Annotated in this window: 12 protein-coding genes; 10 read left to right on the top strand and 2 right to left on the bottom strand. The window is 56.7% G+C overall.

Features of this window, described 5'->3' with window-relative positions:
* Nucleotides 1-60 precede the first annotated feature (60 nt).
* Both AC007G_RS03240 and AC007G_RS03245 read left to right on the top strand, forming a co-directional pair.
* On the top strand, nucleotides 61-978 hold the full coding sequence (locus AC007G_RS03240; protein ID WP_032689181.1) for an SPFH domain-containing protein: 918 nt from the start codon (nucleotides 61-63) through the stop codon (nucleotides 976-978).
* Nucleotides 975-1,439: an NfeD family protein gene (locus tag AC007G_RS03245; protein ID WP_032689182.1), complete on the top strand. Its 465-nt coding sequence runs from the start codon at nucleotides 975-977 to the stop codon at nucleotides 1,437-1,439. Before AC007G_RS03240 ends, AC007G_RS03245 begins: the two co-directional genes overlap by 4 nt.
* Here AC007G_RS03245 and cueR read toward each other — a convergent pair.
* On the bottom strand, nucleotides 1,436-1,846 hold the full coding sequence (gene cueR, locus AC007G_RS03250; protein WP_032689183.1) for a Cu(I)-responsive transcriptional regulator: 411 nt from the start codon (nucleotides 1,844-1,846) through the stop codon (nucleotides 1,436-1,438). The genes AC007G_RS03245 and cueR overlap by 4 nt on opposite strands.
* A gap of 293 nt (nucleotides 1,847-2,139) precedes the next feature.
* On the opposite strand from cueR, the gene AC007G_RS03255 reads away from it, so the two are divergent.
* From AC007G_RS03255 to ybaK, 7 genes are all read left to right on the top strand, one after another.
* On the top strand, nucleotides 2,140-3,534 hold the full coding sequence (locus tag AC007G_RS03255) for an MFS transporter (RefSeq protein ID WP_142630440.1): 1,395 nt from the start codon (nucleotides 2,140-2,142) through the stop codon (nucleotides 3,532-3,534).
* Between the two features lie 106 nt (nucleotides 3,535-3,640).
* The gene (locus tag AC007G_RS03260; protein WP_032696511.1) at nucleotides 3,641-4,672 is read left to right on the top strand and encodes a LacI family DNA-binding transcriptional regulator; all 1,032 of its coding nucleotides are present in this window, start codon (nucleotides 3,641-3,643) and stop codon (nucleotides 4,670-4,672) included.
* Nucleotides 4,647-5,666 carry a nucleoside hydrolase gene (locus AC007G_RS03265; protein ID WP_047664245.1) on the top strand — a complete coding sequence of 340 codons (1,020 nt, stop codon included), beginning with the start codon at nucleotides 4,647-4,649 and terminating at the stop codon, nucleotides 5,664-5,666. The genes AC007G_RS03260 and AC007G_RS03265 overlap by 26 nt, the downstream gene beginning before the upstream one ends.
* Nucleotides 5,667-5,727: 61 nt before the next feature.
* Entirely contained in the window at nucleotides 5,728-6,441 is a 714-nt protein-coding gene (locus AC007G_RS03270) for an MgtC/SapB family protein (RefSeq protein WP_032696513.1), read from the top strand.
* 93 nt (nucleotides 6,442-6,534) lie between these two features.
* Nucleotides 6,535-9,036 carry a copper-exporting P-type ATPase CopA gene (gene copA / locus AC007G_RS03275; protein WP_142630442.1) on the top strand — a complete coding sequence of 834 codons (2,502 nt, stop codon included), beginning with the start codon at nucleotides 6,535-6,537 and terminating at the stop codon, nucleotides 9,034-9,036.
* 51 nt (nucleotides 9,037-9,087) lie between these two features.
* A complete protein-coding gene (locus tag AC007G_RS03280) occupies nucleotides 9,088-9,882 on the top strand; it encodes a TraB/GumN family protein (RefSeq protein WP_142630443.1) in 795 nt (264 codons plus the stop codon).
* A 201-nt stretch (nucleotides 9,883-10,083) separates the two neighbouring features.
* A complete protein-coding gene (gene ybaK / locus AC007G_RS03285) occupies nucleotides 10,084-10,563 on the top strand; it encodes a Cys-tRNA(Pro)/Cys-tRNA(Cys) deacylase YbaK (RefSeq protein WP_004858826.1) in 480 nt (159 codons plus the stop codon).
* Between the two features lie 139 nt (nucleotides 10,564-10,702).
* Here the strand turns inward: ybaK and ushA are convergent, their stop codons facing one another.
* Nucleotides 10,703-12,355 (bottom strand): bifunctional UDP-sugar hydrolase/5'-nucleotidase UshA, encoded by a 1,653-nt coding sequence (ushA, locus tag AC007G_RS03290; protein ID WP_032700676.1) that lies wholly within the window; start codon nucleotides 12,353-12,355, stop codon nucleotides 10,703-10,705.
* A 163-nt stretch (nucleotides 12,356-12,518) separates the two neighbouring features.
* On the opposite strand from ushA, the gene AC007G_RS03295 reads away from it, so the two are divergent.
* Nucleotides 12,519-13,739, top strand: a complete 1,221-nt coding sequence (locus AC007G_RS03295) for an MFS transporter (RefSeq protein ID WP_047664242.1) — start codon at nucleotides 12,519-12,521, stop codon at nucleotides 13,737-13,739.
* The last annotated feature ends 75 nt before the right edge of the window (nucleotides 13,740-13,814 follow it).

Raw genomic sequence — 13,814 nt, forward strand, 5'->3', positions numbered from 1 at the left:
ATTTAAACCTGCGTCATTTTTTCTGGCGCCTCATCAGGCAATAAAACAGGAGGTTTTTTGATGCTGATCTTTATCCCCGTACTCATTTTCGTCGCGCTGGTTATCGTCATGGCGGGCGTTAAAATTGTCCCCCAGGGCTTCCAGTGGACCGTTGAGCGTTTCGGCCGCTACACCATGACGCTGCAACCGGGTTTAAGCCTGGTGGTGCCATTTATGGATCGGATTGGCCGTAAGATTAATATGATGGAACAGGTGCTTGATATTCCCTCCCAGGAGGTTATTTCACGCGATAACGCCAACGTTACTATTGATGCCGTGTGCTTTATTCAGGTCATTGATGCGCCAAAAGCGGCTTATGAGGTCAGCAATTTACAGCAGGCGATCGTCAACCTGACGATGACCAACATTCGTACTGTTCTTGGCTCGATGGAACTTGACGAAATGCTCTCCCAGCGCGACAGCATTAACACCCGCCTGCTGCATATTGTCGACGAAGCGACGAACCCGTGGGGCGTCAAAATTACCCGCGTCGAAATTCGCGACGTGCGCCCGCCGGCTGAACTAATTGCCTCGATGAACGCCCAGATGAAAGCCGAACGAACCAAACGCGCCTATATTCTTGAAGCCGAAGGGATACGCCAGGCCGAAATTCTCAAAGCCGAAGGGGAAAAGCAGTCGCAGATCCTGAAAGCGGAAGGGGAACGCCAGTCGGCATTCTTACAGGCCGAGGCCCGCGAACGTTCTGCGGAAGCGGAAGCCCGCGCGACGCAGATGGTCTCGTCCGCTATCGCCTCCGGCGATATTCAGGCGATTAACTACTTTGTGGCCCAGAAATACACCGATGCGCTGCAGAAAATTGGTTCCGCCAATAACAGCAAAGTGGTGATGATGCCGCTCGATGCCAGCAGCCTGATGGGCTCTATCGCCGGTATCAGCGAGCTTATCAAAGAAGGTTCTGGCGAACGGAAAAAATCATGATCGCGCTCATTCTCGCCCATCCGCATATTTTCTGGCTGAGCCTCGGCGGACTCCTGCTGGCCGCTGAAATGCTGGGCGGCAACGGCTATCTGCTGTGGAGCGGCATCGCCGGCGTAGTCACCGGACTCCTCTCCTGGGGGCTGCCCTTCGGCTGGGAGTGGCAGGGCACGCTGTTCGCCGCGATGACCTTGCTGGCCGCCTGGCTGTGGTCACACTGGCTGCGCAGGCAGGTCGCGCGCCAGAAACCGGCCGACGCGCAGCTCAACCAGCGCGGCAAGCAGCTGGTCGGCCGCGTCTTCATGCTGGAAAGCCCGCTGATCAACGGCCATGGTCACGTACGCGTTGGCGACAGCTCGTGGCCGGTGGTGGCCGATGAGGACCTTGCCGCAGGCAGCCACGTAGAGGTACTGGCCGTCGAAGGTATTACGCTGCGCGTGCGGGCCACCGCGCCACGCCGCTAAGCCTGCGCCTTGCGGTGGCAGCAGCCGGAAAGGTTGTCGATAATTGGACAATCGGCGCCGTCATCGCCGGGACAGGCTTCCGCCAGCGCCAGCAGATGCCTGCGCATATTTTGCAACTCGCTGATATGGCGCTCAATATCCGCAACTTTATCCAGCGTTCTGCGCTTAACGTCCGCACTGTGCCGCGACGGATCGTTAAACAGAAAAATCAGTTCGCGGCACTCCTCAAGATTAAACCCGACCTGCCGCGCCTGGCGCAGTAAGGTCAGTTCATCCAGGTGCCGTTGACTGTAGCTGCGATAGCCGTTTTCACTGCGCAGCGGCGGCGTGACCAGTCCCTTCTCTTCATAAAAGCGAATCGCTTTGCTGGTTAAGCCGGTTTTTTTTGCCACATCGCTGATATTCACGTGTCCTCCGTCTATTGGCGCCTACAGAGCATCATTATAACTCACTTCCCGCCATCGCCTACCGGGCGACGCCTCAGGAAACCTTCTTCCTTTCAGAGTAGCGCGTCCGGGGCATCATTTTCTGTAACAATTGCCTGTTATAAGTGATCGCTTTCGCAATCCTGACTCTTTCATCTTTCAATTCTACGCGGGTAGATCTATTAATCTGCCGAAGAAATATAATATCTACGCGAGTAGAACATGAAGAGTTAAAACCTGCGGCTTTTGTCGACAGCTCACTTCAAGGAGTTCTTATGAACACGCATTCATCCTCTGTTCCCCTGACTGACGGCCAGCAGGCTGCCCAGGAGCGCATGGAAACCCCCGAAGGGCGCCGCGAATTCTGGCGAGCGACGTTTTCCTGCTGGTTAGGCACCACGATGGAATATGCCGATTTTGCGCTCTACGGACTCGCCGCCGGTATTATCTTTGGCGATGTCTTTTTTCCACAGGCCACCCCAGTCATGGCGCTTCTCTCCAGCTTTGCCGCCTATTCCGTTGGTTTTATTGCCCGGCCCATCGGCGCGCTGCTGTTTGGCTGGATAGGCGACCGGCACGGACGCAAAATTGTCATGGTGATCACCATCGGCCTGATGGGATTCTCAACCATGCTAATCGGCTTAATTCCCGGCTACGCCCAGATTGGCGTATGGGCGCCGGTGTGCCTGGTTATTCTGCGATTTACTCAAGGGCTGGGGGCCGGAGCAGAACTCTCAGGCGGCACCGTGATGCTCGGTGAATACGCCCCCGTGAAGCGCCGCGGGCTGGTCTCTTCCATTATCGCTCTCGGCTCCAACAGCGGCACTTTACTCGCCTCTGTGGTCTGGCTCGTTGTCTTACAAATGGACAAAGATGCGTTGCTCAGCTGGGGATGGCGCATCCCTTTCCTCAGCAGCATTCTCATCGCCGCGACGGCGCTGTTCATTCGTCGCCATATCCGTGAAACTCCGGTCTTTGAACGACAAAAAGCGCTGCTCAAGGCCGAACGTGAAAAATCGCTGCGCCGCGGCCAGGCCATGAAACAGCAGGACACCCGTGGCTTCTGGCGACGCACCCGTGCGTTCTGGACAATGGTCGGCTTACGCATCGGCGAAAATGGCCCATCCTACCTCGCCCAGGGTTTTATCATTGGCTATGTCGCCAGGGTTCTGATGGTCGATAAATCGGTCCCGACGGTGGCCGTGTTTATCGCGTCGATTCTGGGATTCGCCATTATTCCGCTGGCGGGCTGGCTTTCCGATCGCTTCGGTCGGCGCATCATCTATCGTTGGTTCTGTCTGTTACTGATCCTCTACGCCTTCCCGGCCTTTATGCTGCTCGACTCCCGTGAGCCGTGGATTGTTATCCCCACCATCATTACCGGTATGGGGCTCGCTTCGCTGGGTATTTTCGGTGTCCAGGCGGCCTGGGGCGTTGAGCTTTTTGGCGTGACTAATCGCTATACCAAAATGGCCTTCGCCAAAGAGCTGGGCTCAATTATGTCGGGCGGTACCGCGCCGCTGGTGGCCTCGGCGCTGCTCTCGTTTTACGGGCACTGGTGGCCTATCGCTGTCTATTTCTCGCTGATGGCCGCCATCGGTCTGGTGACCACCTTTTTCGCTCCGGAGACGCGCGGACGCGATCTCAATTTACCTGAGGACGCAATTTGAGCACGGAGAACGCTGGATGCGCGTTCTTTACCCAAGATTTTTGGGGGACAACACCTTATGCTGTGCGGAAAAGAGAATGCTCTGAACTCAACCAGGTAGGTGCCTCGTGACCCAATCACATTCACAACGCGTAACACGTTCCGATGTCGCAAAGGAGGCGGGAACATCTGTCGCTGTCGTGAGTTACGTTATTAATAACGGTCCACGTCCCGTTGCCGAGGCGACCCGGCAGCGCGTGTTGCAGGCGATCAAGAAAACCGGTTACCGGCCCAATGGTATCGCCCGCGCTCTGGCCTCGGGGAGTACGCAAACTTACGGGCTTGTGGCCCCGGATATCTCAAACCCGTTTATTGCCTCCATGGCGCACGCCCTGCAGCGCGAAGCGTTCGCTGACGGCAAGGTCCTCCTGCTGGGGGATGCGGGTGATAACAGCGGACGGGAGCGTGAACTGATCAACAACATGCTCAATCGCCAGGTTGACGGCCTGATTTATACCAGCGTTGACCGGCACCCGTATATTGAGTTGATTGAAGAGAGCGGCACGCCCTGCGTGATGTTGGATCGCGTCGATGCCGGATTAAACGTCAGCGTTATTCAGGTGGATGAACAGCTGGCGGCCTGGCAGGTGACGAAACATCTTATCGATCACGGCTACCGCGATATCGGCATTATCTGTGGCCCGCGTGAAATGCTCAACACCCAGGATCGTATTCGGGGATGGCAGTTAGCGCTGGAAGAAGCGTCGCTGGCGGTCACTCCTGGCTGGATTTTTTCGACCAACTATACGCGGGCAGGAGGCTATGAGGCGACAAAACGTATGCTGCAGGGTAAGCCTCCGCGCGCGCTGTTCGCCACCAATGAACAACAGGCGATCGGCTGCTTACGCGCGCTGGCAGAGCACGGGCTGCGTGTGCCCCAGGATGTGGCGCTGGTATGCTTTAACGCCACACAAGAATCGGCTTACAACGTCCCTTCCTTAACGGCCGTCCGCCAGCCCGTCGACAAAATGGCCCGGGCGGCGATCGACATGCTGAAAAACTGGGACGGTAAGGTTCGCCGCGTTGAATTTGAGTTTTATTTACGAGTGGGAGAGTCGTGTGGCTGCCAGGGACATGAAGTACAACCTGAGACAAGATGAAAATGAATCCATGCGCGTGATTATCGACTGCGACCCGGGGAACGGCGTTCCGGGTGCCAATATCGATGATGGCCTGGCGCTGGCGCTGGCGATTGCCGCACCGCAAATCACCCTGGAAATGATCACCACCGTGGCAGGCAATACGCCGGTAGAAACCGGCTATGCCGTCGCCAAAGAGCTCGTCCGACAGCTAGATATCCCTGTTTCGGTCTACCGCGGCGCCGCCCGCGCCCTCAGAGAAGACCCGCTGCCGTGGCGCGAAAAACTTGATCATGGCGTCGATCGCGCTGGCTTACGCCAGCTATGGTCGGACGTCCCTGCCCCGCCAACCTGCCAGGCCGTGCAGCCTCTGGCACCACAGGCCATCGGCGAGCTGATCTGCAACCATCCCGGCGAGATAACGCTGATTGCCACCGGACCACTCACCAATGTGGCGATAGCGCTACAGCTCTATCCCGATATCGTTGGTACGGTTAAAAACATCGTGATCATGGGCGGGGTGTTCAACGTTGCGGGCTATATAAAGGACACCAATTTTGGTTTGGATCCTGAAGCGGCACACGCCGTACTCACCAGCGGCGCGCCTGTCACGCTGGTGCCGATGGATGTCACCACGAAAACGCAAATGCTTCATCGCGATCTGGATCGTCTGACTTCGGTAAATAACGGGCTTAGTCGTTATCTGGCCCAGACTGTTCGCCCGTGGATCGCCTACTCAATGCAGACCCGCAACCTGCCCGGATGTTGGATCCATGATGTGTTAACCGTTGCCTGGTTACTTGATCCGACAATGGCGACGACCACAGAAGATTACCTCGACGTCTCCCTGGAAGGCATCACTCGCGGTATGACCTGCCGCTACGGGCGTGACGGCCTGCGCCTGGAGGTGGGGATTCCCGAGCCACAAGGCGCGACAGTACGCATCCTCGAAAGTATCGATAATAACCATCTTCTGGCGCTGCTCGAACACTATATTCACCGTTACCGCGCCTAGCATTCCTGCACAGGCAAGAGGAACAGCACGCGCTGCGCGGGCAGGGTTTTGCGGAGGAAAAATGAATACGTTGGCGCTCATCTTATCTGGCGAGGGAGAATCTGCTTTCATTACGCTATGCAAAATTGGCGTGGCTTTTATTCTCGGCGGAATCATCGGCCTGGAGAGAGAATCAAAAGGTAAGCCGGTTGGCTTTAAAACCTGCGTGATTATTTCCGTAGCCAGCTGCGTCCTGACGATTGTCTCGATCCAGTCGGCGGAGTATTACGCTGAGATCTCCGCCAACATCCGCAGCGATCCGATGCGCCTGGCGGCGCAGATCATCAGCGGCGTCGGATTTCTCGGCGCGGGGGTGATCCTCCACCGCCATGATGATGCGATTTCCGGGCTGACGACAGCGGCAATAGTATGGGCTTCCGCAGGGGTAGGCATTACCAGCGGCGCCGGTTTTTATCTGCATGCTCTTCTCGCCACCGGATTATTCCTGCTGGCGATCAAGCTCAGTTATTTCGTCATTTTTTTACAAACTAAAAATCAGTCACCCGGCAAAGTAAAAATCCGCATTATCCTTGATGAAAAATCCGGCTTAGAAACGCTAATAACGGGTATTACGCAGCAAAAAAATATTATCGAAACCATCACGATCCGTGATTTAAAAAAGGGAAAAATAGAGGTCAACCTCAAGATGGTGGTGAGGAAAAAAATGACCTTACCCGAACTGTACAGCAGCCTTTCTTCTCTGGAACATGTCTGCGCGATTGCGCTGGAACACTAAAAACGCCGCGGCAAATAAACACCTTGACCTTCCCCTTGCTGGAAGGTTTAACCTTTATCACAGTCAGTCATCCCTGTCATAAAGGAGTGTATTATGTCTCAAACCATCGACCTGGCCCTGGACGGTTTGTCCTGCGGTCACTGCGTCAAACGCGTAAAAGAAAGTCTCGAACAGCGCCCGGACGTTGAGCTGGCGGAAGTCACCGTCACCGAAGCGCACGTGACCGGTAGCGCCAGTGCAGAAGCGCTTATCGAAACCATCAAGCAGGCCGGTTACGGCGCAGAGTTAAGCCACCCAAAGGCTAAACCGCTGGCGGAGTCATCAATCCCGTCGGAAGCGCTGACAGCGGTCTCTTCTGAGCTTCCGGCAGCGACGGCTGATGATGAAAGCCAACAGCTGCTGTTAAGCGGCATGAGCTGCGCCAGCTGTGTTTCCCGGGTACAAAACGCGCTGCAAAGCGTACCGGGCGTCACGCAGGCACGGGTAAACCTCGCGGAACGCACTGCGCTGGTTATGGGCAGCGCGTCCGCCGCAGAATTAGTCCAGGCGGTGGAGAAGGCAGGCTACGGCGCCGAAGCGATCGAAGATGACCAGCAACGTCGCGAACGCCAGCAGGAAACCGCTATCGCCACCATGAAACGCTTCCGTTGGCAGGCGATTGTTGCCCTGCTGGTGGGGGTGCCGGTCATGGTCTGGGGAATGATCGGTGACAATATGATGGTCAGCGATGATAACCGTTCCCTGTGGCTGGTTATCGGGCTTGTCACCCTGGCGGTGATGGTCTTCGCCGGCGGCCATTTCTATCGCAGCGCATGGAAAAGCCTGAAAAACGCGACGGCCACCATGGATACACTGGTGGCGCTGGGAACCGGCGTAGCATGGCTCTATTCCATGAGCGTCAACCTGTGGCCACAGTGGTTCCCGATGGAGGCTCGCCATCTCTACTATGAAGCCAGCGCAATGATTATCGGCTTAATTAACCTCGGTCATATGCTGGAAGCCCGCGCCCGTCAGCGTTCCTCAAAAGCGCTGGAAAAACTGCTCGACCTGACGCCACCGTCGGCGCGGGTTGTCAGCGAAGAGGGTGAAAAAAGCGTGCCGCTGGCCGACGTTCAGCCGGGGATGACCCTGCGTCTGACCACCGGCGACCGGGTTCCGGTTGACGGCGTGATAAGCCAGGGCGAAGCCTGGCTGGATGAGGCGATGCTGACCGGCGAACCGATTCCACAACAAAAAACCGATGGCGACACGCTGCATGCCGGTACCGTGGTCCAGGACGGCAGCGTTCTGTTTACCGCCAGCGCCGTCGGCAGCCAGACAACGCTTGCCCGTATCATCCGCATGGTGCGCCAGGCGCAAAGCAGCAAACCGGAAATCGGCCAGCTGGCGGATAAAATCTCCGCCGTATTCGTGCCGGCCGTGGTGGTTATCGCCCTGTTCAGTGCGGCAATCTGGTACTTCTTCGGGCCGGCACCGCAAATTGTCTATACCCTGGTGATCGCCACTACGGTGCTGATTATCGCCTGCCCTTGTGCGCTGGGCCTGGCGACGCCGATGTCGATTATCTCCGGCGTGGGTCGCGCGGCGGAATATGGCGTGCTGGTTCGCGATGCCGATGCGCTGCAGCGCGCCAGCCAGCTCGATACCATCGTTTTTGATAAAACGGGCACCCTGACCGAAGGTAAACCGCAGGTGGTGGCGGTAAAAACCTTTGCCGAGGTTGATGAGCCCACCGCGCTACGTCTTGCGGCGGCACTGGAGCAAGGCTCCAGCCACCCGCTGGCGCGGGCGATCATCGAGAAAGCCGCCGATAGTCAGCTGCCGGTCGTCAACAACTTCCGCACCCTGCGCGGACTCGGCGTCAGCGGCGAGGCAGAAGGCCGTACCCTGCTGCTCGGTAACCAGGCGCTGCTTAATGAGCAAAAGATTGCCACCGCCGCCGTAGAAAGCGAGATTGCCGCCCAGGCATCACAAGGGACAACGCCGGTGCTGCTGGCGATCGATGGCCAGGTCGCCGCACTGTTCGCTATTCGCGACCCGCTGCGTAGCGATAGCGTCGCTGCGCTGGCTCGCCTGCACCGCCAGGGTTATCGTCTGGTGATGCTGACCGGGGATAACCCCACGACCGCTAACGCGATTGCCAAAGAGGCAGGCATCGACGAAGTGATCGCCGGCGTGCTGCCGGACGGCAAAGCTGACGCTATCAAGCGTCTGCAAAGCCAGGGGCATCAGGTGACGATGGTCGGTGACGGCATCAACGACGCGCCGGCGCTGGCCCAGGCCGACGTCGGGATTGCGATGGGCGGCGGGAGCGATGTTGCCATTGAGACGGCGGCCATCACCCTGATGCGCCATAGTCTGAACGGCGTCGCGGATGCGCTGGCGATTTCCAAAGCCACGCTGCGCAACATGAAGCAGAACCTGCTGGGCGCCTTTGTGTACAACTCGCTGGGGATCCCCATCGCCGCCGGAATCTTATGGCCGCTGACCGGAACTCTGCTTAACCCGGTGGTAGCCGGTGCCGCTATGGCGCTCTCTTCCATTACCGTGGTCAGCAACGCCAACCGGCTGCTGCGCTTTAAACCGAAAGACTAGATGTTATGACCCATACGCGCTAGCATGAAGACTTCACACTACGGAGCGCGTATGGGCCTGTTAAACCGAATAAAAATGCTGTGGCGTGCCGCCGTCGGCGCGTCTTATTCCTGGCCCGCACTGGATATTACCCTTCCCGGAGAGCGCTATTTGCATCTGGTCGGCAGTATTCATATGGGCACACGCGACATGTCCCCTCCTCCCGCCAGGCTACTGAAAAAAATTCGTCAGGCCGACGCCCTCATCGTGGAGGCGGATATCACCGGCAACGAAACGCCCTTTGCTGACCTCCCCGCCTGCCCGCCGCTGGCCGAGCGTTTAACCCCGCAGCAGCTCGTCGAGCTGGAGAGTCGGGCCGCGGAACTCAGGCTGTCGACGGCGCCGTTTGACAGCCAGCCGCTCTGGCAGGTGGCGATGGTGTTACAGGCAACGCAGGCTCAGAAGCTGGGGCTGCGTGCGGATTACGGCATTGACTACCAGCTGCTGATGGCCGCGCGTGAGAGCAAGGTGCGGGTGATGGAGCTTGAAGGCACCGACAGCCAGATAGCGCTGCTGCGCGACCTTCCGGACGGCGGACTGGCGCTGCTGGAGGATACGTTGACCCACTGGCGCACCAACGCCCGTCTTTTGCAGGTGATGATCGGCTGGTGGCTGGAGCAGCCGCCCGCCAAAGGCGTCACCACGTTGCCGACAACCTTCAGCCAGTCGCTGTACGATGTGCTCATGCATCAGCGCAATCAGGCGTGGCGCGAGACGCTGCTGGCGCTGCCGCCGGGGCGCTATGTTGTCGCCGTCGGGGCGCTGCATTTATACGGTGAAGGGAATCTGCCTGATATGCTGACGTAAAAAAATGGCCAATATTTCTATTGGCCCGTCAAAGAGGAATTTCATCATTATTATTATCCCGGAATTTGCATTCCGGATCGTTCGATTGTCGCTCAAAGTGACCATCACTGCCAATACTATTGCGCAAGATGGTACTATTTTTTACACATTCAACGGGCGTATGCTGACAGCACCTGAGATCGGTTGGTAAGAAGGATAAGTATGACTCCCGCCGTTAAGTTACTCGAAAAAAACAAAATTGCTTTTAAGATCCACAGCTACGATCACGACCCCAATGAAACCAACTTCGGCGATGAAGTGGTACGCAAGCTGGGGCTGAACGCAGACCAGGTTTATAAGACGCTGCTGGTCGCGGTCAACGGGGATATGAAACATCTGGCCGTGGCGGTGACGCCGGTGGCCGGGCAGCTGGATTTGAAAAAAGTGGCCAAAGCGCTGGGCGCGAAGAAGGTGGACATGGCGGATCCCATGGTCGCCCAGCGTACGACCGGCTATCTGGTCGGCGGCATCAGCCCGCTCGGACAGAAGAAACGGCTACCGACGCTGATTGATGCCCCGGCCCAGGCGTTTAACGCCATTTATATTTCTGGCGGCAAGCGCGGGCTGGACATTGAACTGGCGGCCAGCGATTTAGCGAAGATTCTCGACGCCAAATTCGCCGATATCGCCCGCCGCGATTAATCGCGCCTCAGCGTACAGGGACCTGTAAAACGGGGCTATCCCGAAGGCGGCGCGTCGCGCCTGACCAGGCTACTCATCCCCAGATCGTGGCGAATCCGTAGCCCGGTCAGCGCAGCGCCACCGGGGTTATCCTCACGCGTTACTGCCAGCTCACCTCGCCTTTCGGCTCATAGGCGGCCGCGTCCAGCGGTGAGTTTTTCTGGATATACTCTTTCAGCACTTCGGCATCGATAAAACCGGTATTCACATAACCCGGTTTGGTGTCGATATGCGGATAGCCGTCACCGCCGGTCCCGTTAAAGCTCAACGTTGCCATCCGGTAGGTCTTCGTCGGATCGACCGGTTCGCCTTTGATTTTCAGATCATTCAGCTTACCGTCTTTCGCCACGAAGCTGACGTTGGCAAACTGCGGATAGGCGCCGGAGTCAGGTTTCATCTGCGCCACGGCGGTCAGATATTCCGTCACTTCCTTGCCGCTCATATCGACATACACCAGCACGTTACCGAACGGCTGCACCTTCATGACATCTTTATAGGTAATATCCCCGGCTTCGATGGAGTCACGAATACCGCCGCCGCTCATCACGGCAAAATCGGCATTGCTACGCGCCATTTGCGCCGCCAGCAGCAGGCGTCCCATATTGGTCTGCACGAAACGTACCTTGCTGCGATCGCCTTCAAGATGCCCATTCACGCTGCCAATTTTGACCTGAAGCTGCGCTTTGCCTTTATTCTGGAATGGCGTCAGCAGCGACAGCATCTGCGGGTTTTCCGGGATTTGCGGCGTATAGAGCACGCGTTCGCTCTGGCCGTTATCATAGGTCACCTTCTTCTTCAGATTGACCGGGATCAGCTGATAGTGCACCAGCTTCATCTCGCCGTTGCGGAACTCAAAATCCGCGCGACCGACATATTTCCCCCACTCGTGCGCCTGAACGATCCAGATCCCATTCTGTCTGTCCGGCGCGCACGGCGTGCCCGGTACATAATCGATCTGTTTTTTATTCTCCGAGGCCATACAGACCGGATCCTGCGAATGACCGCCGACGATCATCGCCAGCGATCCTGCCGGCAGACTGCGCGCCATTTCGACATCACCCGGGGCGTTAGAACCATGATTTCCGTTGTCGTAATGGCCCATATGGGTGGTCGCCAGAATCACATCCGGTTTTTCATTCAGCTGCAGCTCCTGGATAACCAGTTTGGCCTCGTCCGCCGGTTTGCGAAATTCAATGTCGGTGAAATATTCCGGGTTACCTATCCTGGCCGTGTCATCGGTGGTCAGGCCAATAACCGCGATTTTTAACCCCCCGCGTTTAAACAGCGCCCAGGGTTTAAACAGGCGCTCGCCGGTGCTTTTTTGGTAGATATTGGCGGAGAGGAACGGAAACTTAGACCACTTCTCCTGCTGGCGCAGTACGCTGAGCGGATTATCAAACTCATGGTTGCCCACTGCCATCGCATCATAACCAATCAGGTTCATGCCGCGAAAATCTGGCTCTGCGTCCTGCAAATCCGACTCCGGCACACCGGTATTTATATCGCCGCCGGACAACAGCAGAACGCTTCCGCCCTCAGCGGCGACCTCTTTGCGGATCCCGTCGACCAGCGTCTTTTGCGCCGCCAGACCATATTCACCGTAATCATTACGCCAGAAATGCCCGTGGTGATCGTTGGTATGCAGGATAGTGATTTTATAGGTTTTATCCTGCTCATAAGCCTGTGCGGATAAGCTTCCCAAAGACAGCGCGGTAAATAGCCCCAGCGCTAGCGCCCGTTTTAAAAAATGCATATTTCTCTCCCTGACTTAATAAACAAGTGCCGAAAGTATAGCGAGTTACGTCGACAGACAAATATGTTTTCCGAATTGAGACTTCCTTCAAACCTTAGGGGCAGGTATGTTAGTCAGATAATAATTCTACCTGCATCCACAATAACGCTCTCAAAGTGAACCTATGGCGACGAATCAGACCGTTCAACCCTTATCCGGCCCCGCTGCTGCGCCGCAAAAAGCACGCACCTCGTTTGGTATTCTGGGCGCCATCAGCCTTTCCCATTTACTGAACGATATGATCCAGTCGCTGATTCTGGCGATTTACCCGCTGCTTCAGTCGGAGTTCTCCCTGACCTTCGTGCAAATCGGGATGATTACCCTGACCTTCCAGCTGGCCTCTTCGCTGCTTCAGCCGGTGGTCGGCTACTGGACCGACAAATACCCGATGCCATGGTCGCTGCCGATCGGCATGTGCTTCACCCTCAGCGGCCTGGTTCTGCTGGCGCTGGCCGGAAGTTTTAGCATGGTGCTGCTTGCCGCCGCGCTGGTGGGTACCGGTTCTTCGGTATTCCATCCGGAATCGTCGCGCGTGGCGCGGATGGCCTCCGGCGGCCGTCATGGACTGGCTCAGTCGCTATTCCAGGTCGGCGGTAACTTTGGCAGTTCTCTGGGTCCACTGCTGGCGGCGGTGATTATCGCGCCATACGGCAAAGGTAACGTCGCGTGGTTCGTCCTGGCCGCGCTGTTGGCCATCGTCGTGCTGTCGCAAATCAGCCGTTGGTATGCCGCACAGCATCGGATGAATAAAGGTAAACCGAAGACCGTCGTCGCCAGTCCGCTGCCGAAAAACAAAGTGATTCTTGCCGTCGGCATCCTGCTGATGCTGATTTTCTCGAAATATTTCTATATGGCGAGCATCAGCAGCTATTACACCTTTTATTTGATGCATAAATTCGGATTATCGATCCAGAATGCGCAGGTTCATCTGTTTATTTTCCTGTTTGCCGTTGCCGCAGGAACGGTGATTGGCGGGCCAGTAGGCGATAAAATTGGGCGTAAATATGTAATTTGGGGCTCGATCCTCGGCGTGGCTCCCTTTACCCTTGTTTTACCCTACGCGACGCTGGAGTGGACGGGGATTTTGACCATGATCATTGGATTTATCCTCGCATCGGCATTTTCGGCAATCCTGGTCTACGCCCAGGAGCTGTTACCGGGACGTATCGGCATGGTTTCTGGTCTGTTTTTCGGTTTCGCATTTGGTATGGGTGGCCTTGGAGCCGCCGTTCTGGGGCTGTTAGCGGACCACACCAGTATCGAGCTGGTTTATAAAATCTGTGCTTTCCTGCCACTTCTCGGCATATTGACGATATTCCTTCCTGACAACCGCCAAAAATCCTGATTATACGGCGGCTAAAGTGAAACTTTGGCCGCCGTAATCCCTTATCCTGTCAGCACTCCCGCTGATTAGCTGCCG

The organism is Klebsiella sp. CSG-1, from assembly GCF_056521145.1.

What these genes read in the sequence shown, in the direction of transcription:
- AC007G_RS03240 (WP_032689181.1), top strand. Translation starts at nt 61, where the DNA reads ATGCTGATCTTTATCCCCGTACTCATTTTCGTCGCGCTGGTTATCGTC.
- AC007G_RS03245 (WP_032689182.1), top strand. Translation starts at nt 975, where the DNA reads ATGATCGCGCTCATTCTCGCCCATCCGCATATTTTCTGGCTGAGCCTC.
- AC007G_RS03255 (WP_142630440.1), top strand. Translation starts at nt 2,140, where the DNA reads ATGAACACGCATTCATCCTCTGTTCCCCTGACTGACGGCCAGCAGGCT.
- AC007G_RS03265 (WP_047664245.1), top strand. Translation starts at nt 4,647, where the DNA reads ATGAAGTACAACCTGAGACAAGATGAAAATGAATCCATGCGCGTGATT.
- AC007G_RS03270 (WP_032696513.1), top strand. Translation starts at nt 5,728, where the DNA reads ATGAATACGTTGGCGCTCATCTTATCTGGCGAGGGAGAATCTGCTTTC.
- copA (WP_142630442.1), top strand. Translation starts at nt 6,535, where the DNA reads ATGTCTCAAACCATCGACCTGGCCCTGGACGGTTTGTCCTGCGGTCAC.
- AC007G_RS03280 (WP_142630443.1), top strand. Translation starts at nt 9,088, where the DNA reads ATGGGCCTGTTAAACCGAATAAAAATGCTGTGGCGTGCCGCCGTCGGC.
- ybaK (WP_004858826.1), top strand. Translation starts at nt 10,084, where the DNA reads ATGACTCCCGCCGTTAAGTTACTCGAAAAAAACAAAATTGCTTTTAAG.
- ushA (WP_032700676.1), bottom strand. Translation starts at nt 12,355, where the DNA reads ATGCATTTTTTAAAACGGGCGCTAGCGCTGGGGCTATTTACCGCGCTG.
- AC007G_RS03295 (WP_047664242.1), top strand. Translation starts at nt 12,519, where the DNA reads ATGGCGACGAATCAGACCGTTCAACCCTTATCCGGCCCCGCTGCTGCG.